20 protein-coding genes, 4 tRNA genes and 1 pseudogene are annotated in these 23,135 nt (G+C 53.8%); 12 read left to right on the forward strand and 13 right to left on the reverse strand.

Annotation, left to right across the window (positions count from 1 at the left end):
- The first annotated feature begins 81 nt into the window (after positions 1–81).
- From HU730_RS09235 to HU730_RS09250, 4 genes and pseudogenes are all read left to right on the forward strand, one after another.
- Positions 82–597: a hypothetical protein gene (locus HU730_RS09235; protein WP_254914035.1), complete on the forward strand. Its 516-nt coding sequence runs from the start codon at positions 82–84 to the stop codon at positions 595–597.
- A 1,039-nt stretch (positions 598–1,636) separates the two neighbouring features.
- Positions 1,637–3,775 (forward strand): methyl-accepting chemotaxis protein, encoded by a 2,139-nt coding sequence (locus tag HU730_RS09240; RefSeq protein WP_186526951.1) that lies wholly within the window; start codon positions 1,637–1,639, stop codon positions 3,773–3,775.
- 359 nt (positions 3,776–4,134) lie between these two features.
- A complete protein-coding gene (locus HU730_RS09245; RefSeq protein WP_186526952.1) occupies positions 4,135–5,316 on the forward strand; it encodes a GAF domain-containing sensor histidine kinase in 1,182 nt (393 codons plus the stop codon).
- A 92-nt stretch (positions 5,317–5,408) separates the two neighbouring features.
- Positions 5,409–5,573, forward strand: a pseudogene (locus HU730_RS09250) (IS66 family transposase); the annotation flags it as partial.
- 36 nt (positions 5,574–5,609) lie between these two features.
- Here the strand turns inward: HU730_RS09250 and HU730_RS09255 are convergent.
- From HU730_RS09255 to HU730_RS09265, 3 genes are all read right to left on the reverse strand, one after another.
- On the reverse strand, positions 5,610–5,999 hold the full coding sequence (locus HU730_RS09255; protein WP_186526953.1) for a 4-oxalocrotonate tautomerase: 390 nt from the start codon (positions 5,997–5,999) through the stop codon (positions 5,610–5,612).
- Positions 6,000–6,086: 87 nt separating this feature from the next.
- A complete protein-coding gene (locus HU730_RS09260; RefSeq protein WP_065935703.1) occupies positions 6,087–6,455 on the reverse strand; it encodes a response regulator in 369 nt (122 codons plus the stop codon).
- 23 nt (positions 6,456–6,478) lie between these two features.
- Positions 6,479–7,921, reverse strand: coding sequence for an ATPase domain-containing protein (locus HU730_RS09265; protein ID WP_186526997.1), 1,443 nt, complete (start codon positions 7,919–7,921; stop codon positions 6,479–6,481).
- 340 nt (positions 7,922–8,261) lie between these two features.
- Here HU730_RS09265 and HU730_RS26665 point away from each other — a divergent pair, with 340 nt between their 5' ends.
- On the forward strand, positions 8,262–8,480 hold the full coding sequence (locus HU730_RS26665) for a hypothetical protein (protein WP_065935705.1): 219 nt from the start codon (positions 8,262–8,264) through the stop codon (positions 8,478–8,480).
- A gap of 624 nt (positions 8,481–9,104) precedes the next feature.
- On the opposite strand, the gene HU730_RS09270 is transcribed toward HU730_RS26665, so the two are convergent.
- Genes HU730_RS09270 through HU730_RS09280 form a run of 3 tightly spaced genes read right to left on the reverse strand, consistent with a single transcriptional unit; the run spans position 9,105 to position 10,234 of the window.
- A complete protein-coding gene (locus HU730_RS09270; RefSeq protein WP_186526954.1) occupies positions 9,105–9,473 on the reverse strand; it encodes a hypothetical protein in 369 nt (122 codons plus the stop codon).
- Positions 9,474–9,530: 57 nt separating this feature from the next.
- Positions 9,531–9,818: a hypothetical protein gene (locus tag HU730_RS09275; protein ID WP_186526955.1), complete on the reverse strand. Its 288-nt coding sequence runs from the start codon at positions 9,816–9,818 to the stop codon at positions 9,531–9,533.
- Entirely contained in the window at positions 9,815–10,234 is a 420-nt protein-coding gene (locus HU730_RS09280; RefSeq protein ID WP_186526956.1) for a S24 family peptidase, read from the reverse strand. Before HU730_RS09280 ends, HU730_RS09275 begins: the two co-directional genes overlap by 4 nt.
- A gap of 208 nt (positions 10,235–10,442) precedes the next feature.
- On the opposite strand from HU730_RS09280, the gene HU730_RS09285 reads away from it, so the two are divergent.
- From HU730_RS09285 to HU730_RS09305, 5 genes are read left to right on the forward strand one after another with little or no spacing between them, the layout of a single operon-like run.
- Positions 10,443–10,871 carry a TIGR03757 family integrating conjugative element protein gene (locus HU730_RS09285; protein ID WP_186526957.1) on the forward strand — a complete coding sequence of 143 codons (429 nt, stop codon included), beginning with the start codon at positions 10,443–10,445 and terminating at the stop codon, positions 10,869–10,871.
- Positions 10,868–11,809 carry a TIGR03756 family integrating conjugative element protein gene (locus HU730_RS09290; protein ID WP_057725835.1) on the forward strand — a complete coding sequence of 314 codons (942 nt, stop codon included), beginning with the start codon at positions 10,868–10,870 and terminating at the stop codon, positions 11,807–11,809. The genes HU730_RS09285 and HU730_RS09290 overlap by 4 nt, the downstream gene beginning before the upstream one ends.
- 20 nt (positions 11,810–11,829) lie before the next feature.
- Positions 11,830–13,191: an integrating conjugative element protein gene (locus HU730_RS09295; protein WP_186526958.1), complete on the forward strand. Its 1,362-nt coding sequence runs from the start codon at positions 11,830–11,832 to the stop codon at positions 13,189–13,191.
- An 8-nt stretch (positions 13,192–13,199) separates the two neighbouring features.
- Positions 13,200–13,580 carry a hypothetical protein gene (locus HU730_RS09300; protein WP_186526959.1) on the forward strand — a complete coding sequence of 127 codons (381 nt, stop codon included), beginning with the start codon at positions 13,200–13,202 and terminating at the stop codon, positions 13,578–13,580.
- Entirely contained in the window at positions 13,577–15,091 is a 1,515-nt protein-coding gene (locus HU730_RS09305) for a conjugal transfer protein TraG N-terminal domain-containing protein (protein ID WP_186526960.1), read from the forward strand. The genes HU730_RS09300 and HU730_RS09305 overlap by 4 nt, the downstream gene beginning before the upstream one ends.
- Positions 15,092–15,123: 32 nt before the next feature.
- On the opposite strand, the gene HU730_RS09310 is transcribed toward HU730_RS09305, so the two are convergent.
- Positions 15,124–15,447 (reverse strand): hypothetical protein, encoded by a 324-nt coding sequence (locus tag HU730_RS09310; protein WP_186526961.1) that lies wholly within the window; start codon positions 15,445–15,447, stop codon positions 15,124–15,126.
- A 237-nt stretch (positions 15,448–15,684) separates the two neighbouring features.
- Entirely contained in the window at positions 15,685–16,173 is a 489-nt protein-coding gene (locus tag HU730_RS09315) for a hypothetical protein (RefSeq protein ID WP_186526962.1), read from the reverse strand.
- 205 nt (positions 16,174–16,378) lie between these two features.
- On the opposite strand from HU730_RS09315, the gene mobH reads away from it, so the two are divergent.
- Both mobH and HU730_RS09325 read left to right on the forward strand, forming a co-directional pair.
- Complete coding sequence (mobH, locus tag HU730_RS09320) at positions 16,379–18,262, forward strand: MobH family relaxase (RefSeq protein WP_186526963.1); 1,884 nt, start codon at positions 16,379–16,381, stop codon at positions 18,260–18,262.
- A complete protein-coding gene (locus HU730_RS09325; RefSeq protein WP_186526964.1) occupies positions 18,259–19,557 on the forward strand; it encodes a site-specific integrase in 1,299 nt (432 codons plus the stop codon). Before mobH ends, HU730_RS09325 begins: the two co-directional genes overlap by 4 nt.
- A 190-nt stretch (positions 19,558–19,747) precedes the next feature.
- On the opposite strand, the gene HU730_RS09330 is transcribed toward HU730_RS09325, so the two are convergent.
- The 5 genes from HU730_RS09330 to clpB all read right to left on the reverse strand — a co-directional run bounded on the left by HU730_RS09330 (position 19,748) and on the right by clpB (position 23,115).
- Positions 19,748–19,824 (reverse strand) — tRNA-Pro (locus HU730_RS09330).
- Between the two features lie 188 nt (positions 19,825–20,012).
- A tRNA-Lys gene (locus HU730_RS09335) sits at positions 20,013–20,088 on the reverse strand.
- 5 nt (positions 20,089–20,093) lie between these two features.
- Positions 20,094–20,170, reverse strand: a tRNA-Pro gene (locus HU730_RS09340).
- Between the two features lie 9 nt (positions 20,171–20,179).
- Positions 20,180–20,255 (reverse strand) — tRNA-Asn (locus tag HU730_RS09345).
- 295 nt (positions 20,256–20,550) lie between these two features.
- Positions 20,551–23,115 carry an ATP-dependent chaperone ClpB gene (gene clpB / locus HU730_RS09350; RefSeq protein WP_003188426.1) on the reverse strand — a complete coding sequence of 855 codons (2,565 nt, stop codon included), beginning with the start codon at positions 23,113–23,115 and terminating at the stop codon, positions 20,551–20,553.
- Positions 23,116–23,135: the final 20 nt, after the last annotated feature.

Consider the following 23,135-nt stretch of genomic DNA (forward strand, 5'->3'; position numbering starts at 1 on the left):
TGCTGTTCGTCACGCCTGGTTTTAGACGCGTCACAATAATGGCTATCAGTCCCTATCGTCCGCCATGGCTCTGGATGCACTTTGTCTGACCTGCTCAAACTTAAAGAAAACACGCTTGTTGCCCATCCTGACGGCGGATTTAGCTTTGGCACAATTCCAGAGATGCCAAAATTTGGTTTACCGGGGGGGGACGTCTATTTGCCCGTGGGTGTTCACCGCTGTGCAAACAGTGGCTTTGGTGTGATTCATGTTTGGGAAGCTCATCAACCGGACCTGCTCAAGCTCGGGTGTGAAACAATCGACGGTGTTGCCGCGCACATCGCAAAAATGATTGTTCCTGGAGCGCAGATCTACTGTGAGTTCAAAAAGCAGCGTGGCGGTAAAAGTATTGCAGTGCTTAGGACGTCCACAGGAACGCTGATTCTTGAGCCACGTCATAAGCGTGCTACGGGATTTGGCTATTATGTTGTGACGTGGTATGCACAGCGACGAGCACATGGCACTTTGGTAGGACAGGTCCCGCGGCCGCTCAAACCTAATCTTGAGGCATCTCAACCAGAGCCAAATCTTGTTGTGCCTGAACCAGAGCCAAAATAGAGATGAAAAAAAGCGCCACTGGGGCGCCTTTAGAGTGTTCAAGAGGAGTAGTCGCAGCGATTCTTTAGCTCCCAGCCTTGCGACCTTGGGTTCAGAGTCCGACCGGCTATGCCCGTCGTCACTACTTCAGAGAAACCAGCTTCCTCTGCTGCCAAAAATGCGGGGGGGCCTTTGCTGGTACCCAGTCCCGACGAATGCGCAGTTGCAGTCCTCAGTTGCAAGGATATACAACGTGACACTGTGATCAACCAAATTTGATGAATGGGCGTGAGTTTATTGGAATTCCGGTGCGCCAGGATGATGCTGTGGCCTAATGGGACCACGCGGCGGGCATCAAGTGCGGGGCTTGGGCATCGACCGGAATTTTTCCTCAACTGATCGATGGAGCAGACACTTTCGGCGCTTCACCAAAAGCGTCCATCAGTGCTGCTCGGGTTTCTTCCAGGGCGATCAGCAATTTTTGTCCAGCCTGTTTGCTCATATTTCACTTTCCGTAGGCCGCGGTAAAACCGAGCAACTCGGCAGCATGCGTACATCTAGCCATTCGCCTGCAAGAAATCCCTTGAGACAACTTCCTACTTCCCGGAACCGACTAATTGGACGACATTCAAGTTGGCGGCCAGCGCGTTGAAAAAGTTGATTACGCGTGGGGATCGACTGTACGCCAACACATGTGGAATTGGGCTGGCGCAGCAGAGGCATGGCATCGGCCTCGGTGTGCTGCGGCACTGGTGCACGGTTTACCTTGGCAACGTGTCGGTCTCTGCGGGAGGCCATCACGGCGCTCTTACTCGCCAGCCAGGCGCGCTTGCTATCGCATCAGCCTTCTCGTAAGTGCTGAGATGAGCCTGGGCAAACTGAGGATTTGAGCACTACCCAAACGACTTGCCCCACCCTTTCACGCTTGTTGAAACTGTTGCTACCGCTCGTCGCTTACCTTTCACCAATTAAGTGATTGCGCCGATGTAGGTCACAAAGGGGCGAATGGACTCTGCCTTGCAGTGCATGCATTTCCATACGTCCATTAGTGAGTGAGCCTATGTTCGACACCCTATCAATACGCTTGAAAATCGTACTTTTGTCCGGATTATGTTTATTGGGCGTAATAGCGTTGATCATCAGCATCAACCTCCACGAAGCCAATCAAAACAACAGGCTGGTCGGCGACTCAAGCTCGCGAATGCTCACTAGCAACGTGCAGAACCTGTTGCAAGCCAAAGCAGCCGAGCAAGCCCTGCTGCTGCAGAAAACCGCTAGTGAAAATCTTACACTGATTACTGCCTTCGCCAATCAGGTCAAAGACCTGCGAAACTTGGCCACCAAGCGCTCACTGGACGCCGGCGCCTTGCGTGAAGAACTCAACCAGAGCATAAAAACCACCTTCGAACGCAACAGCAAAGTGTTTGGCATCTGGCTGGTATTTGAGCCCAATGGCCTGGGCGGCAACGACAGCGAGTTTGTCAATGACAAGGCCCGCGCATCCAACGAAAAAGGCCGTTTCTCCAGCTACTGGACCCGCGCGGGTGGGGAAGCTTTGAACACCATCCTACCAGACGACGAGCTGAACAAGACCGCACTCAACCTTAGCGGAACGCCCTTCAACATTTGGTACACCTGCCCCCGAGACACCCGAAGCACCTGCTTACTGGAACCATACGAAGATACGGTGACCGGCTCACCGGTACTGATGACCACAATCTCCTTGCCTTTGATCGTGGACAATAAAGTCATTGGCGCAGTTGGTGTTGATATCGCCCTCAACACCTTGCAAGCCAGCGCGGACACCGCGCAAAAAGAGTTGTTCGAGGGTGCAGCGCGCCTGGAGATAGTTTCCAGCAAGGGCCTCATTGCGGCCTACAGTGGCGAGCCCGCCAAGGTTGGGAAAAACCTAATCGACGTCCTCGGCGAACAAGGCAAGGAGATCGTGCAACTGCTCGCCAGTGGCAGCTACGTCAACCGCGAACAGGGCGATACCGTCAGCGCGATTTACCCAGTCAAGCCCATTGCCGATGCCAAAGCCTGGGGCGTAGTGATCAAACTGCCCAAACACGAGATGCTTTCCGACAGCATAAAACTTCAAGCAGTGCTTGATGCAGCTCAAGCCAGCGGCACCCTCAAGGCGCTACTGGTAGCCGCAGCCGCAGGCCTGCTCGGACTGCTTCTGATCTGGCTTACCGCCACGGGAGTGACCCGTCCGATCAACAGCGTAGCCGCCATGCTCAAGGACATCGCCAGCGGCGACGGCGACCTAACTCAGCGCTTGGCCTACACCAAAAAGGATGAACTGGGCGAACTCGTGAACTGGTTCAATCGCTTCCTCGACAAACTGCAACCTACCATCGCGCAGATCAAGCAAAGCATCACCGAAGCTCGCGGTACGGCTGACCAGTCTTCGGCCATTGCGCGCCAGACCAGCGAAGGCATGCAGGTGCAATTTCGCGAGATAGACCAGGTGGCCACCGCGTCCAATGAAATGAGCGCCACCGCACACGACGTCGCAAACAGCGCTTCCAATGCTGCCAGCGCGGCACGCGGCGCGGATCAGTCGGCACGCGAGGGCATGTCGATCATCGAACAAAGCACCCGCGATATCACCTCGCTTGCCCAGGAAGTCAGCAAGGCAGTTGGTGAAGTCGAGGAATTGGCCCTTAATAGCGAACAGATCGGATCAGTACTTGAGGTGATCCGCAGCATTGCCGAACAGACCAACTTGTTGGCGCTGAACGCGGCGATCGAAGCGGCACGTGCGGGGGAAAGCGGTCGCGGCTTTGCGGTGGTAGCCGATGAGGTCCGTAACCTGGCCAAACGCACCCAGGACTCGGTGGAAGAAATTCGTGTAGTGATTGAGCGTATCCAGAGCGGCACCCGTGGCGTGGTGGCGACCATGCACTCGAGCCAGCAACAGGCCCAAAGCAATGCCGGGCAGATCCATGAAGCGGTGAAAGCACTGGGCAAGATCAGCGACGCCGTGACAGTGATCAGCGACATGAACCTGCAGATCGCCAGCGCTGCGGAAGAGCAGAGCGCAGTAGCCGAAGAGGTCAATCGCAACGTCTCGGCGATCCGTACTGTAACCGAAACCCTCACCTCGCAGGCTACCGAGTCCGCGGCTATAAGTAGCCAGCTCAATGCATTGGCCAGCCAGCAGATGAAACTCATGGATCAGTTCAAGGTTTAAATAACCCCAAAGGTCTACTGTGGGGGGATTGCCCTAAAGACAGCTATTCAAGCTATGGGGCAATCCTCTTTGGTTGAGACTCGAATCCTGATGCAGGTACTCATTCTCCAGACTTTTTTTCAGATATCGCCGGTATCAAAGCCGAACTTGAGGCGCTGCAGCGTGGCTTCCGGCAATCACACTTTGCTCGCTGAGCGAATAGTTGGCCGATTGAGCATTGCAAGCTAACTGATGCTGGCGCCGTTGACAGGCGAGTTCCTAATTCAGGCGGAGGATGAAAGTATTCGCGCCTCATGGGATACGAGTCATACAGGAATTTTGTATAGTCTCGTTTTTCTGGCTGATCGGATTCCAGATACATGCCTACCGTGAATTTTGCTCCCGACATTCGAGCCGTCACCCAGATCCAAGCCGTTCCAATGATCTTGCGCTTGGTCAAGCACCTCACCGGTCTACGTTTCGCGGCTGTCGTGCGGGTTACGGAAAAGCATTGGGTTACCTGCGCTGTAGATGATTCCCTCAGCTTTGGCTTGCAGCCGGGTGATGAACTGGAATTGGAGTCCACCATCTGCCACGAAATCCGGCAACACCGACAGCCGGTAGTCTTTGGCGATGCCAGTAATCATCAGGTTTACGCGACACACCATACCCCTCTTAAATATGGTCTACGTAGCTATATTTCGGTACCGATCATTCGCGCAAACGGCGAGTTTTTTGGCACTCTGTGCGCGATCGACCCAGAGCCTAGCGAAGTCGAGAGACCAGAGATACTACAGAATCTGACGTTGTTCGCTCAGCTAATAGCCGCCAATCTTGACATCCAAAACTCTCTTGATGCCACTCGGACAGAGTTGGAAGACGTGCGCGAAACCGGTCGTCTCAGAGATCAATTTATTGCAGTGCTAGGGCACGACCTGCGCACTCCTTTGAGCGCTATCCGCATGAGCGCAGAGTTGCTGGAGACCAAGCTCACTGAACGGTCAACCCGCAAGTTGGTTCACGCAATCCATAGCAGCACGCAGCGCATGGGCGTGTTGATTGAAAACGTACTCGATTTTGCGAGGGGCAGACTTGGCGGCGGCATACCCGTCAGCCGCTCCAAAGTCGATAACCTTCAGGCCGAGATACATCGAGTCATCAATGAAGTAAGAAACTCCAAACCAGACGCCCAGATCGAACAGTCCATAGATGTTCCCATTGGCATTAAGTGTGACCCTGTAAGGGTGGGTCAATTGCTTTCCAATTTATTGGGCAACGCCATCACTCACGGCGACATAGCCTTTCCCATCCAGGTGCGTGCCTATGTCGACCGCGAGCACTTGATCATCTCAGTCACCAATGAAGGCGAACCAATCGAACCGGCCCGATTACCCCTAATCTTTCAGCCATATACTCGATTTGAGGAAAGTGGATTAGGTGGTGGCTTGGGGTTAGGTTTGTACATCGCCTCCGAGATCGTCAAAGGGCATCACGGGTCTATCACCGTGACCTCTACGGCAGACGAAGGCACCTGTTTCCGGGCCTGCTTCCCGCTGATTTGATTCGTGAGGAATGCCGCGGCCAGTTGGCAATGGCACTGGTAGAATTTCTTTTAGTCCTATTAAAGTGATGGGCCTATAGAGCTTCGATAGTACGTCAGCAACCCAAGCGCGCACCGCTGCCACCGCAGTTTCCTTGCATATTGATTCAGCACGAAACAGACAACAGCCACTGGCGTTGCGGCTACGCCCTCAACCGTCTTGGCGAAGATGCAAGCGAAAAGCTCGACTACAAGTCCGGCTTGTCTACCGCCGAGCGCCGGTTCCTTGGAAATCCGGCATCGCTAGATCTTTTTTCATCCCCATAGTTTCTCCGCTTGCGGCACTCCGCCATAGCCATACGCCGTAGCACGCACGTCTATGATGTGGACGTTCGAATGAGGGTGTACATTCCCAATGCGTTCTGAGAGCAAATCATACGACTCACGCTGATAGCGCAGTTTCTGCGCCACCGTGGTCGTCTCGTCGGTAATCGTGATCTCCAGGCGAAAGCTATTACGCCCCAAGCTCTCAAGCGATTTACTGTCGATAAACCACAAACTAGGGTCAACGAACCCAACGATCAACATCGTTTGCGATGGCTGCTTGTCCAGAACGCGTGCAGTGAGTTCAGTCAGCTTCTGGCTGAGTTGGGACGCTAAGGCAGCATCAGGCGCCCCAGATAAGGTCAGAGTGATACCAGGCATTTCCCCGCTGTTGGCCGGCAGCCCTTAACAAAAGGCAGCACTGGACAAATAGCGATCATAGCTGTCTGTAATAGCTTAAGCGACTCATCATCTGCACTCTGGGCCCAAGAGTTTTCTAACCTCGGCAATGATCAAATCGATGTTGAATGGTTTTACCAATACAGAATCAAACAAGTCCGATCTCTGCATTCCGATATGTGCCTGGGCACCGCTCATCAAAATGATTGGCAAACTTTTCGCGGAAGGAAGCGCTCGCACAGCTGTGGCAAATTCTAGCCCATCCATGCTCGGCATCATAAAGTCAGTAATGATCAAGGCTGGACGTTCCCTCTCCAGCACCTCGAGCCCTTTTCGACCATTGCTGGCCGTAACTACCATGAACCCCTCATCCTCCAGCGCGAAGCAGAGGATGTCAGCGATCAAATACTCGTCGTCGACGACCAGGATGGTAGTCATGTTATTTCAACCCATTCAAAAGCTTAAGAAATTGAACCGGGCGATGACTCAGTGGGAACTGATGGTTCATGTCTTGAAGCCTTTCTCAGGAAAACGCCTTGATCACGGATGACGACCTCAAACCTCGAAGGGTCGTAAGAGCTATCGCGTACTTTAAGAATGGAAAGCGTCCTGCTTAGTTCAGAGTGATTCTCAGAGAAGCGCATCAGCATCAGGTTGTCGACGATGCTGGACAAGTCAGAGTTGGGTGCGCTGACCTCGGACCCAAAAAGATCGCGCATCTCCCAAGATGCAAATACCGTAACGCCCCTGGCGCGCAGCTCGTTCATCAGCGCACTGAAGAAATCAGTAATCCGGGCGGGGTTTGTCGACACTCGTGTCATACCACTAAGGCTATCGATGAACAGGCGCTTGATGCCCTTTTCTTCAACGATATTTAACAGTCGTGCTCCCAACCCATCCAGAAGGCCTTCAGTAGTAGGCTGCCAGGCAATGCTAAGCGCGCCGCTGTCTTCCATACCTTTGATGTCGATACCCAGTGACTGACCTTTGAGTCGCAAACGTTGTGGACTCTCGTAGAAGCCGAAATGCAGTCCTGGAGCATCCACCGTCGACTCGGCCAGGAATTTCAGACCCAGAGTTGTTTTTCCAATCCCAGAAGGGCCCATCACTAGAGACACGCTGGAGCTGTAAAGGCCTCCGCCCAATATGACGTCCATTGATCCAATGCCACTGCCAATACGCGTCATGTCTGCGCTGTCATGGGCAGACGGGTGGCTGTAGAGACTTTCGAGGCGTGGGTAAACCACCAGTCCGCTGTCGGTAATTTCGCACTCATGCAGGCCGGTCATCGCTCCACTACCACGAGTTTTGCGTAGTTGAATTCGGCGCGCAGAGCGAGTGCCAAATAACTCCTCACCCATCTCAATTACGCCATCAACCATAGTGTGCTCAGGGCTTCCGTCATCGAGTCGGGAGCTGGTAAGAAATAGCACGGTGCAACCCGCAAACGCAGCATGCCCTTGCAACTCTGAAATGAACTTCTTGGTGTCTATGGGTGAATCTGCTTTAGAGCGTGCATTGAGCAAGCCGTCTACTACCATTACGGTGGCTTTTTGGCGGCTAATCTCACGCCGTAGCAGCTTTACTACTTCATCCAGACCTTCGTTTTCCAGAGTGTCAAACGCGCTTACAAATTGGATTTCGGCGCCGACTTTGGAGGAATCGAAAAAGGTCATAGTAGAAAGAAACTGGAAAAGACGATCATGTGACTCGGCCAGCAACGTGGCGACCAGCACGCGACCTCCATTCTTCGCATGATGGAACCCAAGCTGGTTGGCGAGAATCGTTTTTCCAGACCCTGGGCGCCCTTGAATTATGTATGAAGCGCCTGCGACCAGCCCTCCCTTGAGCAGAGCGTCGAGCCCTTGTATTCCACTTTGGAGGCGTTTTAGCTTTTCCACGATGCGACCCTGATCTGAAAGCAGGCTGTTTTAAGCCCTATGATGCGGAATCCTAACGCCATTTTCGCTTGGGGGCCATTCTCGCCTAGAGCTTGGTTAACTCAGAGCGATGTATGAATCGTCCCGAATTTCTTAAACATTGAGCGACCGCTCCTTGCCGTTCAATGTCGATAAAGGGTTGCTAGGGGATGGTTAAAATTCGTTGCAAATTGCTGTTTAGGTCGATTACAAATTAGACGTCAAGTTAGTGCAATATTCAGGTGTCAGCGGGCATGATGAAGCGCCTCTTGCCATCGGCGCGTTGAGCTAATCATCACACGCTCATTACTCAAGGACGATCCCAATGCCAAATAAATCTGAAGCCAACATAGCTATAGCGGACGCTCTTACACTGCTCCTGCACAACCAACACGCCCTAGCAGCGGCCCTTGAAGAAGTGACCAAATGGGTCTCAGAGAATGGAGTGGTGAATGTCGCTGCTAACGCAATGGGAGCTATGGAAACGCTAGACGACAATGCACGAGGCATCACCAACGCGATTATGCACCTACGCCAGTTATAGACCCATCTGGCGCTCGCGGCGTCCTCGCAAGTGCGAGCTGAAGGGCCGGTAGCTGGCCGGAAGCATCATCCTGCGCAAACTGGCGCTGGCGGTCATCTGCTCACCCCTTCCCGAAGAAAAACGCCGTCGGCAGCGGCAATACCGTACAAAAGGTCAAACGGCTCCGGATTGAAACTAACGAAGGCAAGACGCCATCACTTGAAGGTCATCAGGCTAAATTACTGCTAACGACGCCGGCCGGCTGGACGTTGAGGGGAGTCCGGGACCGTGTAATTTGGTCGTGCTGCTGTACCAGGAGCTAGGTAGGGTAGAAGCCGCGCGGCTGATAACTGGCAACCTGCTGGAGCGGCGCGCATCAAACACCTTCAGGTGAGAAGAAAGGGCGGCAAGCCCGCTATTTGCCATTGGCGCAGAAACGGTCAATTTTACGCACGGACTGCAGCAGCTGCCGCTTGAACGTCTCGGTCGACTCATACGCATCAGGGTCGGTAGTCTTGTGTTCACCGGTATAGAACACATGCCCCTTGATCTTCTTAATATGGCTCAGCAGTCGAAAGGTTGAGCGCCTTAACTCCATGTACTTTCGGACATTCCAGAGCGCGTACGGCTGCGAGCCCTTCTTTCCTATTTACACAGCTGCGTTGCGATGCCATCAAGCTCGCGGTCGAAACTAGCTTTCTCACCTGCGCTCAAGAAGCCTTGCTGGCTTACAAAATCGTCGGTCTCGTTTCGGATGGCTTGGATACGTTTGATCATACGGTCAGCTTCAACTTGAGTGATATTGCGGGCTTTTCGTGAAGTACCGATATCGGCACTCAAGATATTCGCTCGCACCGATATGTGAGCTTGTCCCAGGTCACTGATCTGACCTCCTGTTTCACCAACCACTGCCTGCTGGCCTTGAATGTCACAACTCGGCAGATCGGTGCTCTGCTCTGCAGCTGCGGCGTTCAGACTCAAAGTTAGCAAGGAAATCAAGACTCTGTATCTCATGTTTTTTTCCTAAGATTTTCGCACTGGGAGCTGCGCAATGATGCACTGACCTACATTTCAAAGAGCGCGGTGTTGCTCGTAGTATTTATTAGGGGTGATAAAATACGTTATCACCCTATTTAAGCCAGGACGGCCCGTATGTTCATCACCCTCGGACACGGTCACGACCAGCACCACGACTGCCCATGCGGTCGAACCCTGAGCGCGCAGATCGGCAAGATCAACAGGAAGAACTGGACATGCAGAACCTGTAAAAAACCGGTCACGGTCTTCATGCGTGCCCCTGGCGGCAACCCCTACACGGTTGAGCGTCGTTTTGCGAAGGACGTGCTCGTGAACGATCATGTCGTGTTCCGCTGCGGCGCCGGGCTGTCATCCGGCGACGTCTGGAAATCCCATACGTATCTGGGGGGATATTTAGGATTTTCAGCCATCAAAATCACTTGGCCATCTCGATTGTGCAGACGCTTGCACACGCACTCGGCATTGAGCGCCGCAATAACGATATCGCCATGACGGGCTGTTTTGCTTCGGTCAACGATTACCAGGTCACCGCTGAAAATGCCGATACCTTGCATGCTGTCGCCCTGGATCTTAGCCAGGTAAACGTGTGGTGCACGGATTTCAAAAAGCTCATCCAGCGAAATCAACTTTTCCAGATGATCAGCCGCCGGCGATGGAAATCCAGCCGAGACAGGATTGGAGTACATCGGCAGGGAATGACCACCGCCAGCGATGGGACCAAGAAGGGTCGCGCTCATAAACTTGGCCTGAATATTTACTGTATGGATAGCCAGTTAACTGCGTACTCACTGCGTCGTCAATTTGAGCCGACCAAGTGCCATCTCTAATCCAATCCACACGAATTCGTCGCCCTCAAATACCCAAAGCTTCCAAATTCCTATTTCTTACTGCGCTCAAGACAGCCATCCGGTCTTCTGTACCTGAATCCATATCAGGTACGGTGCGATGCTCCAGATTCTTACCCACCTTAGCGAAACGCGGCGCTGGCTGTTTTCACTGCTACTGTTCTTGTCCACTGCGTCCCACGCGGAGACGTGGGTCATTACAAACCGAGCACATCCAGTATCCGCACCTTCTGGCGCTCGCGTCATCTTCCTGGATGATCAGCAGCGCCTTGAAGAACAACTTTCCAACCAACTACCCGCCGATCCACGCCAGGCAGAAGCGGCCATTCAAAGCTACCTGGCCAGCCCTGCAGGGAAGCATCTGCAAAACGAGCTGGCCCAAGCCCAGCAGGGCGTCACAGACGCCTGGAGCCTGCGAGTCGAAAAACTCCCAGCCGTGGTCGTAGATCGTCGCTACGTCGTGTACGGCGAGCCTGACGTAGCTAAAGCCGTCGCGTTGATTGAACGAGCGCGGAGCCTGTCACGATGAGACGCTCACGTTTTGCGATCCGGCCTTTGTCGCTGGCTATCACTTTCAGCCTTTCATTCAGTGCATCGGCTGCGATCAACTCGGCAGCGATTATTGCCTCGACCCTGTCACCAACCTGCCTGGAGTACAAAGTGGTCGGCATCTGCTATTGGCTGCTCTGCACGCCATTCGGATGCAAAGTCAAAACCTCGACCAAGGTTCGTCACTACGTACCGGACGCTGTGGTGTCTGCATATGCGAATACCGGGATGAACCCTTGGATAGAGATGTCACCTCTTGGCACCCCGAATCCGATGGCCCAAGCGGGCAACGACGGCACTACCAATCACGTTGCCGAGAACAACATCATCAAATTTAAGGAAGCCGATGTCATCGGCCATCCAGGTGGTGCGGCGTTGAGTCAGTTTGCCAGCGCCTCGGGCTATGTATGCAAAGGCGCAACCTTACCGCTTGTGCCTTACTTTCTAAGCACCCTTGACCCTATTGCTTGGCGATACGGCGTCCCGGAATCCGTATACCCCGAAGCACTCATTCCGGGCATGCGTGAAGTCGGTAGCCTGCTCTCAGCAAGCAGCTGGGGGAACGTCTACCCGCGTAGCGGCTTTCTTAACCAGACTGACGACTACAAAACGGGCGCAGTTATTGCGCAGCGTGCCGGCGACGTGGTTACCCGCCCAGGCCAGGTCCATGTCTACTTGCCGATGCTCGCCCTTCCCTACCCCGGCTACTGGCCCGCAGGGCCGCTACGCGAAGGTGACGCCTCCACTGGTAAGTGGCAAGAGCTCACCCCAGTCCTCAACCCGACTTGCGCAACCTTTCCCACCATCGGTCCGAACATCGATGCGCAGGATGGCGGCTATGCCTGGGCACTCTGGCGCCCTTATTCGTGTTGCCAGCGTCGTGGACAGACCTTCCTCGGCAGTACGGACTTCCAATGAAACAGCGATCGGAGCAAAGCATGAAACTCACTACCTTGGCGATAGGGCTCGCTTGCAGCCTCAGCAGTGCAATAGCGCTCTCTGCTGATCCAATCAACGTCTCATCCTCCGGAAGCGTCATTGGGGACAACGTGCTGTATAGCATTGGCGGCGGCAACGCAGTCACCATGGGGAGCGCAGGCAACATGGATAGTATTTCTGTGGGAGGCGGTTGGAATACCAATCTAATCTGCGGAAACATGAGCCTGAGCACAACCCTTGAAAACCAATTGAATGGTGCCACTTCCGGCTTCAAAAACATCATGAGCTCGGTGGTACAGAGCGCCACCAGCGCCGTGGCTTCGCTGCCGGCACTGATTCTTCAACGTGCGAACCCGGCGCTATACAACCTCATCACAAACGGCATTTTGCAGGCCCGCCTGGACTTCGACCGCTCCAAAGGCACCTGCCGCGCCATTGGCGAAAAGATGGCGGATATCGCCGGTAACCAAATGGGCTGGGGCAGGCTTGCTGAAGGTCAGGCTATGAGTCAGGCGCTAACATCCAACACAGACGCAGTATCGGCGGTGGAACAAGTCGAAAAGAAAGGTGGAAACGATGGCGTCACTTGGGTTGGTGGCGATAGAGCAGGTGGTTCCGGTCAGAAGCCAATTCGTATCGTAGGCGACGTCACCAAGGCGGGCTACAACCTTCTGAACAAGCGCGCGGCCGGCGACACCGCATCCATCAGTAAAGCGAACTGCAACAACGGCATGGTGTGCAATGTCTGGTCATCGCCCCAGGAAGCCACCACCTTTGCCAATCGTGTCCTGGGTGAACAACAACAGCAGACCTGTGACAGTTGCCCTAAAACGGTGACAGCCGCAGGCGTCGGCCTCACGCCGCTGATCCAGGAAACATACGACACCAAGCTGAAGGCCCTGCAGGAACTGCTGAGCGGAAGCAAAACGCTGTCGCTAGAAAACCTGGAAGCAGCGAGCAGCAACTCGTTACCCATCACCCGAGGCGTTGTAGCAGCACTCAAGGATGAGCGCGACCAGGACGTACTCGCTCGCCGGCTTGCCTCCGAAGTCGCGTTGTCCGATGTGTTGGAGAAAGCTCTGACCCTACAGCGCACCTTGATGGCAGGCAGTCGGGAACCGAACGTCGCGGCTAATGACCTCGCCGTCCAGGCAGTCGGCCAGCAGAGCTCCTCGCTGCAACAGGAGATCGGCAACCTCAAAATGGAACTGGACATGCGTCAGCAGCTCGCGAAGAACTCGCCTCTGACCATCATTGAACGCAGCAAAGCACGGGCAGAAGACTCTCGTGGCGTGTCCCCGGGAGCCCCAGAAACGAATCGATTGGACCAGTTGCAGTCACCCGCCCAGAACAAACAGTGAGAAAGGCCATGACCGAAATACAGGAGCCTGTCGCCGCTCCCAACCGTTCGCTGGTTCGACGAACCGGGAGGAGCATTCTGCTTGTTCTGGGTGTTTTGCTCGCGACTGCCGCCCTCGTAGTCCTACTCAGCGCTGTCCTGATGAACATGTTCGACAGCGCCGAGCAATGGCAAGCCTGGCGCACCGACCACTATTGGCCGCTCTTTACCTGGCGCCTAATGCTTTATATCGCACTGACCGTTGCCTGGTTCAAATTCAAGGCACGGTTATCGAACTCAGAACGCTCGAAACGGCGCAAAGGCCTGTTGAAGATCGAGATAATGGTGATCTTATTATTTCTGATGGTTGAACTGAGCAAGGTGCTGTATCAGTCAGGGGGTGTTCTGTGACGCTCTACACCAATGACTATTTAGAGTACTACCTGACGTTGGTCGGTTGGATCATCAACAATGGTATCTGGGCGATGATTTCAGATACCGGTCTATTCGCCCTCCCCTTCTGCATCATCGTTATTCGAGAGTGGCTGAAAGTCCGTGGTGAGGGGGCCGATGAGGGCAACAAAGGCGCTCTCTCACTGGCACGTATCGAAACCAATATCTACGTTGGCTACATCGTAGTCGCATTCTTCGCTGTACCAGCCGTCAATGTGAGTTTTGATACCTTGGCATTTGACCAGAGTAGAGCTCAGCAATGTCAATACAACTTACCTAAACCCACAGACACAGGCTGGAACACAACATTCAGCTCACTGGCAGGAAAGAGTGCCCAGATGCCCATGTGGTGGGCATTAATGCATGCATTATCAAAGGGATTAACCAGTGGCGCTGTAGCAGCAATTCCCTGCGGTACTGATCTACGGCAAGTACGCATGGAAGTTAGCAACACCAAGATCAACAACCCGCTATTGGCTCAGGAAATTGGCGACTTCACGCACGATTGCTATGGACCCTCCCGTGCCAGATTATTCATGCGCCAACCCGAATTGGGAGCGCAAGGGAATGACCCTCGTTTTGCGCAGGACCTCAGCTGGATTGGTTCGCACTATTTATTGAACACCTCCGGTTATTACGACACGGACTACTCCAAAACTCCAAGGGCCTCATGGCCCTATAACGCATCTCGCGATGTGGGTTTACCACAAGTGGGTGGAGGTGGGGGCTATCCAACTTGCAAACAATGGTGGTCAGATAGCGGAGTGGGACTGCGGGACCGTATCAAGGCTCAAGTGTCGCCGGACCTCATGACCAAAATGCTCGGCTGGGCAAAGTGGTTGTCCCCGGACGAGGTCACTGACTCGCTTGTCCGGCAACTGGTCTCGCCGTCGAACCAGGTGAAAGGGGATGTTTATACGGACTACGGGGGACAAATCGACGGAACTGTGTGGAATGGTGCAGCCCGGGCAGCGGGGACTCTCGGGGTTGCATTAGGATCTATGGCCTATTTTCCAGCGATGGACATGGTTCGCCAGGCGCTCCCGATGGTCATGGCGTTCTTGAAAATGGCGATGGTGATTTGCATTCCCTTGGTGCTAATCGTCGGGGCTTACCAACTAAAAGTGGCCATGACTATGTCCGTTGTTTTTTTCGCTCTGATATTCGTGGACTTTTGGTTTCAACTGGCTAGATGGGTCGATACCACGATACTGGACGCTTTATATGGAGCCGGCTCTCCGCATTTATCATTTGATCCTGTGATGGGTTTGAACACTGCCACCCAGGACGCAATCTTAAACTTCGTGATGGGCTCGATGTTCATCATCCTGCCAGTGTTTTGGATGGGCGCGCTGGGATGGGCAGGTGTGAGCGCAGGAAAAGCATTGGAAGGCCTTACCAGCGGAACAAAAGATGTTCAAAAGGCAGGTCAGGAAGGGGTGAATACTGTCAAACGTAGCGTTATGTAACGTAAGGGTCTCATATCATTGATATGAGACCCTTAATCATCGTCGTCTACACGTTGACCAGCAACATAGTACCCATAGCCATCGGGGCCATAGCATTGACCATACTCTATTTGGTTTCTGCGAGGCGTAGGTCTGTGATTCAACGCCCAGAGCCCTCCACCCAAAACCAAGGTAAATACTGCAACGCTGATAATCCCGCTGAAAATGTCTGCAGAAAAATATAGGAGTACGGCAGCCACAACCAGACGCTTGACCCAACGCAGGGTACGGTTCTGACTGCACCAAACGAGGCGCGCAGCCTGACCCAGGCCATAGCCTAAGCGACTTGCTACTCCCTGAGAGGTCTGCGTGGTCATGGTGCGTCTCCTTCCAACCCCATTTAGGGGCGATATGACATTGCTTATAATACCGATTTTTCTCTGCCGCAAGATCCTGAGACAAACGGCCGTTACCCCCGGCACCTAACGCCGCTCGATTTCACTGCAGAAATGGCCCAAAAGGTAAAAGGTTCTGTAGAAGCGAATGGAATGGTTCACAAGGGTAAAAGCCTTACCCGAAAGGGCCGCTTTCAGCGGGGAAAAGGACCAATCCCATCAACGCATCTCCCGAGTCGAATGCATTTCAACTAACTCGCCTTCTGTAAAATTACTAAGCAAAGAAAAGTATTCAGCTCTGGACTCAACCGTCAACGGCTGGATAGAACCTAAATTAATAAGAGTTGAAACCGCCTCGTCAGGAGTCATTTCGCTAGTGAGTGGAGCTCTCTGCTCAGAGTAATAAACCTTGTCAGACGCAACAGCTACATCCAGCAGTTCACTTACTTCACCATAACGAGCGGAACGCGCAGCGGTTAGAAACACTCCATCAAAAACGACCAAGACGCTATCAACGTGAGGAATAATATATTTAGCTAAGGCGACAACCAGAGGAAGGTTGTTGTTCCACCTTGCTTCTTCATCGTCAATATCATTCCCTACGCTAGCAAAAAGAACGATCTCGTCACACTTATTGTCACGTATCAAATCACAAAGTGCCCAAACATTATCTGAGGTTGATTTCGTAGTGTAGCGAAGTGAAACCATCATTTTTTCCTCACATGGTCGATCCACGGCACCGTGCCCTTAGACCGAAACGACGATAATTCTGCCTTCCTTTCTCCGTCACCACCATAGAAAGATGGCTCTTCGCCAAAAGAAATACCCGAGACCACCAGTGATCCTTTCCCCTTGATCGCCCCCCCTTTGATAGGAGAAAAGCCTGCCCCATGAATCATTTACGGAGCAGGCGATGTTCTCTATTTTCCGCCGCAATAAAGCGCTACCCGCCCAAAGCCCCTCCCCTAACGGTTTTATACAGCCGGCCTCTAGCCAAGCACTACTGGCATCGCCGCGCCGTCAGAAACTACTGGAGAACATTTGGCAGCGCGCATCGTTATCTCGCTCACAGTTTGTCGAGCTCTATAGGCGTCCACTTGAGCGCTACGCGGAGTTGGTCCAGCAGCTCCCTGCTTCGCAAAACCACCATCATGCACACCCTGGCGGCATGCTGGATCACGGGCTTGAAATCGTCGCCTACGCCTTGAAAATTCGACAGAGCTACCTGCTACCTATAGGCGCACCGCCAGAGTCGCAATCAGCACAGGCTGAGGCCTGGACTGCCGCCGCGGCTTACGGCGCTCTGATACACGACCTCGGCAAGATCGCCGTCGACGTGCACGTCGAGCTGGCAGGAGGTAAAACCTGGCACCCGTGGCACGGCCCAATCGATCGTCCCTATCGATTCCGCTACGTGAAAGGACGCAACTACCAACTTCACGGAGCCGCTGCCGCACTGATTTACGCGCAGATCCTCTCCTCAGAAATCTTAGATTGGCTCAGTAATTTCCCCGAAGTGTGGTCGCAGTTAATCTTCATTTTGGCTGGTCAGTACGAACATGCCGGCATTTTGGGCGAGATCGTGGTTAAAGCCGATCAGGCGTCCGTCGCACAGGAACTCGGAGGAAATCCAGCCCGCGCGCTGACCGCGCCCAAACAGTCTTTGCAGCGTCAATTGGCAGACGGGTTGCGTCACCTGGTCCGAGATACATTCAAACTGAATCAACCCGATGGACCGTCAGATGGCTGGCTGACACAGGATGCTCTTTGGCTGGTTAGCAAGCCGATTGCTGATCAATTGCGAGCCTATTTGCTGACCCAAGGCGTTGAAGGTGTACCCAGTTCGAATGCGCCTTTTTTCAACATGCTGCAAGATCAGGGAGTAATCCAAACCAATACACAGGACAAGGCAATCTGGAAAGCTACGATAGACAGTGGTCGTGGCTGGCGAAACACCTTCACGCTGCTGAAGCTCTCACCGGCACTGATCTGGAATGATCCAAATGATCGGCCCGCCGCTTACGCGGGGACTGTTGAGATAGAAGCCGGCAAACCGGCAGAAGACTCTGCTGCAGAAAATAACGTCGCGACACCGACAAAAAAGTTGCTTTCTGAGATCCAATCCAGCCCTGTGCCGCCTTCAGCACCCGCACAGCCATCACCCCCCCATCCCCCACAGCACACCTCAAACAGCACAGATGAATTTGACGAGCTACTGGCTCTCCTTGGTAGTATCAATGAGCCATCAGAAGACACCAAAAACAAAGAGGTCTCAGCGGCATATACCGCGCCTCCGAAGCTGGATGACATCCAGCCTTCCCAAACCTCCAATCAAGGAGGTGCGCCTTTAGCAATAATTGAAGAAGTCACTCCGATGCCGAGCAATAACGCCGAGATCGGTCAGGGATTTGTTGAATGGCTTAAGAAAGGCATCGCTTCCCGGACCATCATTATCAACGATACCAAAGCGCTGGTTCATACCGTAGCAGGGACCGCTATGCTGGTAACGCCTGGAATATTCAAGCGCTACGTCCTTGAGTTCCCGCACATCGAGCAGCAAGCCAAAGTACAGCGAGTCAGCGCCTGGCAGCTGGTTCAACGTAGTTTCGAGAAACAGAAACTTCATCGAAAAACACATAAGAGTCTGAATATTTGGACCTGCGACGTAGTTGGACCCAGAAAATCCAAGCAGCTCAAGGGGTACTTGCTTCTGGATCCGCTGACAATCTTCTCTGAGGTCCCCTTCGACAACATCAGCCTTTCCTTGAAGTCAGAAATACCGGAGCCGCCACAATGACGACCCCTTCGAATCTGACGGAGGAATACATCTTTGCCCATGATCTACGACCTGCCAGTGCAAAGATCTATCGTGCATCGACCAAAGCACTGCTCAAGCATTTCCGAACTGCCTCAGCTGAGGAGATCGATCATCGTGCGGTTCTGATATGGCGAAAAAAAGTCCTTGAGAATGGATTATCGAAACGCAGCTGGAACACCTATTCAAATCACCTTCGCACTGTTTGGGGTTACGCCATAGAGCACGGCCTGATAACCCATACAACGATCAACCCTTTCAAGAAAACCAGCGTTATCCCACCAAAGCGAGCCAGCAAGACAATCAACGGAGACGCCATCCAACGAGCACGCAACTGGCTCATATCCCTTGTAGGCCAAGAACGTTGTACGCATGAACGTAGCCAAATAACGCCAGCATGGTTTTGGCTCAGCGTTTTCGAGATGTTTTATTACACAGGCATACGCCTGAATGCACTGCTGTGCTTGCGCTACAAGGATATCGACTGGGGCAACCAGATGATCTTGGTCCGCGGTGAAACAGAGAAGACCCATCGGGAGTTTTTCCTACCCATTATGGAAGGACTAGCTCCGCACTTATCCAGGATACTGGGGGAGGCCGATAAAATTGGATTTTCACCAGACGATCAGTTGTTCAACGTCAACAGATTCTCCCGCCACTACCATGGCAAGGAAATGAACATTGACCAGGTGGAGTCGATGTACGGCAAGCTCACCGATAAGATCGGCGTGCGCATGACTCCTCACCGCTTCAGACACACATTAGCAACAGACTTGATGAAGCAGCCGGAGCGAAACATTCATCTCACGAAAAGCCTGCTGAATCACTCAAATCTCGCCACAACGATGAATTACATTGAGGCGGACTACGACCATATGCGAGCCGTTCTGCATGAGCGAAGCCTGGCTCAAGGCGCTCTAAGCCGGGTAAGACGAGTCGATTCAAGTGGCACACCTCCTATCCCCTTACCCGCCAAGGTAGGCGTGCATCCACAGGAAATCCCCCAACCGGAGCCCAAGAAACTGCCACCTGCACAACAATCTGGAAGCACAGAGGTCAGCATTGATCGGCCTATCAAGTCGACTGGCCGAAGCGCGCTACAGAGGGCTCTCGAGTTCGCATCGGCGCAACTGCATCGAGAGTCAATGACATGCTCAACCGCCCCACCAGAAGATCAGGTAGAGCAGAGCCTATTATTGACGCTGATGGCGAGCGGGCTTGCCGTCGGTACATTCAGGAAACGCACCTCAACTGAGCATTCAATGCGAAGCTCATAATTTTCTCGGGCATCGCCCTAGTACGCTGATAATCGAAGCGCACTGGCTAAGGGGAATTCTGGTTTGCCAGAGGCATTCGCCTACCCGGAATAAAGCCTCATTTTGAAAAACGGCCGCTTTCCGACGAACGATAAACACTAATGCAAGGCACAAAAAAAGGCGCCCTAAAGGCGCCTTTTTTCATTAAATATGGTCGGGGTAGGGGGATTCGAACTCCCGACATCCTGCTCCCAAAGCAGGCGCGCTACCGGACTGCGCTATACCCCGGAATGTGCATCGCAAAACCGATGCACATTGACATCATGACGAACCGAAATTACTGTTCGCCTCAGACGGCTGCATGTCTACGGCGATATCTAAGTGCTGCAACACTTTCCAAAACCGTAAAACCGCCTCTATCAGAGCTAGAACCTCTGATTCTAAGATTTGATTCCAGCGTTAACTGGTCTCAAAAATGGTGGGTCGTGTGGGATTCGAACCTACGACCAATTGGTTAAAAGCCAACTGCTCTACCAACTGAGCTAACGACCCAAATATGGTCGGGGTAGGGGGATTCGAACTCCCGACATCCTGCTCCCAAAGCAGGCGCGCTACCGGACTGCGCTATACCCCGGTTTGAAATTGGCTCCGTGACCAGGACTCGAACCTGGGACCCAATGATTAACAGTCATTTGCTCTACCGACTGAGCTATCACGGAACTACATATTTCAAAGTTACTGCTGTGTTGCTTTCTCTTCGACCCTGTCCGTATCGCTACGTTAGCGTCTCTGAGGCGCGCTATTCTACAATCTTAAAAACCCCTGTCAACCCTTTAAATTGCTTTTAAGACAATGATTTGCGCTTCTTTCTGATTTCTTCTTGGGGAGAAGAAACCCGTGGGCTGACGTTGCTGCGGGGCGCACTTTACAAGCCTTTGCCTTACAGTTCAACGCCCTATCGAAAAAAAAGGCCCCGCAATGCGGGGCCTTCTATGGTTGCGCCAAGCGCAGGGCTTAATGGAAGACGATTTCGTCGTCTTTCACCGTCGCCGTGACGCGGGTGCCAGGCATAAAGCTGCCCGACAGAATCAGCTGCGCCAGTGGGTTCTCGATCCAGCGCTGGATCGCACGTTTGAGTGGCCGTGCGCCATACACCGGGTCGTAACCGACCGCGATCAGCTTGTCCAACGCTTCGCCGCTCAGCTCAAGGTCCAGCTCGCGCTCAGCCAGACGGCTACGCAGGCGGCCCAACTGGATCTCGGTGATGCCCGCGATCTGATCCCGCGCCAGAGGCTCGAAGATCACCACTTCATCGACCCGGTTGATGAATTCCGGACGGAAGTGCGTGGTCAACGCGTCCATCACCGCCGCACGCTGAGCTTCACGATCACCCACCAATTCCTGGATCTGTGCCGAGCCCAGGTTGGAAGTCATCACGATCACCGTATTGCGGAAGTCCACCGTACGCCCGTGGCTGTCCGTCAAGCGACCATCCTCCAGCACCTGCAGCAAGATGTTGAACACATCCGGGTGCGCCTTCTCGACCTCATCCAGCAGGATCACCGAGTAAGGCTTGCGCCGCACGGCTTCGGTCAGATAACCGCCCTCTTCATAGCCTACATAGCCTGGCGGTGCACCGATAAGGCGAGCCACCGAGTGTTTCTCCATGAATTCGGACATATCGATCCGCACCATGGCCTCTTCAGTATCAAAGAGGAACTCGGCCAGGGCCTTGCACAACTCGGTCTTACCCACACCGGTTGGGCCGAGGAACATGAACGAGCCGCTTGGACGGTTCGGGTCGGACAAACCTGCCCGGGAACGCCGTACCGCGTTGGACACCGCCACCACTGCCTCTTCCTGGCCGATGACGCGCTGATGCAACAGGCTTTCCATCTTCAGCAACTTGTCGCGCTCGCCTTCGAGCATCTTCGACACAGGAATACCGGTCCACTTGGAGACCACTTCGGCAATTTCTTCCTCGGTCACCTTGCTGCGCAGCAACTGGTTCTCAGGCTTGCCGTGCTGATCGACCATCTGCAGGCTGCGCTCCAGGTCCGGGATCACCCCGTACTGCAACTCGGCCATGCGGTTCAGGTCGCCTTTACGGCGCGCCGCTTCCAGTTCCTGACGGGACTGCTCGATCTTTTGCTGGATCTGCGCCGAACCCTGTACTTCGGCTTTTTCCGAGGTCCAGATTTCTTCGAGGTCCGAATACTCACGTTCCAGGCGGACAATTTCTTCCTGGAGTTTTTCCAGGCGCTTCTTGGCCGCTTCGTCTTCTTCTTTCTTCAACGCCTGGGATTCGACTTTCAGTTGAATCAGGCGCCGATCCAGGCGATCAAGCACTTCCGGCTTGGAATCGATCTCCATACGGATGCGGCTGGCCGCTTCGTCGATCAGGTCGATAGCCTTGTCCGGCAACTGACGATCAGTGATATAGCGATGGCTCAACTTGGCCGCCGCGATGATCGCGCCGTCGGTAATAGCCACCTTATGGTGGACCTCATAGCGCTCTTTCAGGCCACGCAGGATCGCGATGGTGTCTTCTTCGCTGGGTTCTTCCACCAGCACTTTCTGGAAGCGACGCTCAAGGGCTGCGTCCTTTTCGATGTACTGACGGTATTCGTTAAGCGTAGTTGCACCGACGCAGTGCAACTCACCCCGCGCCAAGGCAGGCTTGAGCATATTGCCGGCGTCCATGGAGCCTTCGCCTTTACCGGCACCGACCATGGTGTGCAATTCGTCGATAAACAGAATGATCTGCCCTTCCTGCTTCGACAATTCGTTAAGCAAGGATTTGAGGCGCTCTTCGAACTCACCCCGGAACTTGGCACCGGCAATCAGCGAGCCCATATCCAGAGACAGCAGGCGCTTGCCTTTGAGGCCGTCTGGCACTTCACCATTAATGATGCGCTGGGCCAGGCCCTCGGCAATCGCGGTTTTACCCACGCCAGGTTCACCGATCAACACCGGGTTGTTCTTGGTGCGACGTTGCAACACCTGGATGGTGCGACGAATCTCGTCGTCACGGCCGATCACCGGGTCCAGCTTGCCTTCTTCGGCACGCTTGGTCAGGTCTACGGTGTATTTGTCCAAGGCCTGGCGCGACTCCTCATGGTTAGGGTCGTTCACCGCCTCGCCGCCACGCAGGTTGTTGATGGCGTTTTCCAGGGCTTTCTTGCTCACGCCCTGGCCCAGCAACAATTTGCCGAGCTTGCTGTTGTCGTCCATGGCGGCGAGCAGCACCAGTTCGCTGGAGATGAACTGGTCACCTTTCTGCTGGGCCAGGCGGTCGGCTTGGTTGAGCAGGCGCGCCAGATCCTGGGACATATTCACGTCACCGGTGGGATTCTGGATTTTCGGCAGTTGGTCGAGCTCTTTGCTCAACTCCTTGCGCAGGCTGTTAACGTCAAAGCCCACCTGCATCAGCAAGGGTTTGATAGAACCACCTTGCTGTTCCAGGAGTGCCTGCATCAAGTGCGCAGGCTCAATGGCCGGGTGGTCGAGGCCCACCGCCAAGGATTGAGAGTCGGACAAGGCCAACTGTAATTTGCTGGTTAAACGATCAATACGCATTAGTCACCTTCCTTTTGAGC

It is taken from the genome of Pseudomonas sp. SWRI22 (assembly GCF_014268395.2).
Lineage (GTDB): Bacteria > Pseudomonadota > Gammaproteobacteria > Pseudomonadales > Pseudomonadaceae > Aquipseudomonas > Aquipseudomonas paracarnis.

Bases quoted from the DNA above. Each gene is read 5' to 3' on its own strand.
- HU730_RS09240 (WP_186526951.1), top strand. From the start codon at position 1,637: ATGTTCGACACCCTATCAATACGCTTGAAAATCGTACTTTTGTCCGGA.
- HU730_RS09245 (WP_186526952.1), top strand. From the start codon at position 4,135: ATGCCTACCGTGAATTTTGCTCCCGACATTCGAGCCGTCACCCAGATC.
- HU730_RS09255 (WP_186526953.1), bottom strand. From the start codon at position 5,999: ATGCCTGGTATCACTCTGACCTTATCTGGGGCGCCTGATGCTGCCTTA.
- HU730_RS09260 (WP_065935703.1), bottom strand. From the start codon at position 6,455: ATGACTACCATCCTGGTCGTCGACGACGAGTATTTGATCGCTGACATC.
- HU730_RS26665 (WP_065935705.1), top strand. From the start codon at position 8,262: ATGCCAAATAAATCTGAAGCCAACATAGCTATAGCGGACGCTCTTACA.
- HU730_RS09270 (WP_186526954.1), bottom strand. From the start codon at position 9,473: ATGAGATACAGAGTCTTGATTTCCTTGCTAACTTTGAGTCTGAACGCC.
- HU730_RS09275 (WP_186526955.1), bottom strand. From the start codon at position 9,818: ATGATCGTTCACGAGCACGTCCTTCGCAAAACGACGCTCAACCGTGTA.
- HU730_RS09280 (WP_186526956.1), bottom strand. From the start codon at position 10,234: ATGAGCGCGACCCTTCTTGGTCCCATCGCTGGCGGTGGTCATTCCCTG.
- HU730_RS09285 (WP_186526957.1), top strand. From the start codon at position 10,443: ATGCTCCAGATTCTTACCCACCTTAGCGAAACGCGGCGCTGGCTGTTT.
- HU730_RS09290 (WP_057725835.1), top strand. From the start codon at position 10,868: ATGAGACGCTCACGTTTTGCGATCCGGCCTTTGTCGCTGGCTATCACT.
- HU730_RS09295 (WP_186526958.1), top strand. From the start codon at position 11,830: ATGAAACTCACTACCTTGGCGATAGGGCTCGCTTGCAGCCTCAGCAGT.
- HU730_RS09300 (WP_186526959.1), top strand. From the start codon at position 13,200: ATGACCGAAATACAGGAGCCTGTCGCCGCTCCCAACCGTTCGCTGGTT.
- HU730_RS09310 (WP_186526961.1), bottom strand. From the start codon at position 15,447: ATGACCACGCAGACCTCTCAGGGAGTAGCAAGTCGCTTAGGCTATGGC.
- HU730_RS09315 (WP_186526962.1), bottom strand. From the start codon at position 16,173: ATGGTTTCACTTCGCTACACTACGAAATCAACCTCAGATAATGTTTGG.
- mobH (WP_186526963.1), top strand. From the start codon at position 16,379: ATGTTCTCTATTTTCCGCCGCAATAAAGCGCTACCCGCCCAAAGCCCC.
- HU730_RS09325 (WP_186526964.1), top strand. From the start codon at position 18,259: ATGACGACCCCTTCGAATCTGACGGAGGAATACATCTTTGCCCATGAT.
- clpB (WP_003188426.1), bottom strand. From the start codon at position 23,115: ATGCGTATTGATCGTTTAACCAGCAAATTACAGTTGGCCTTGTCCGAC.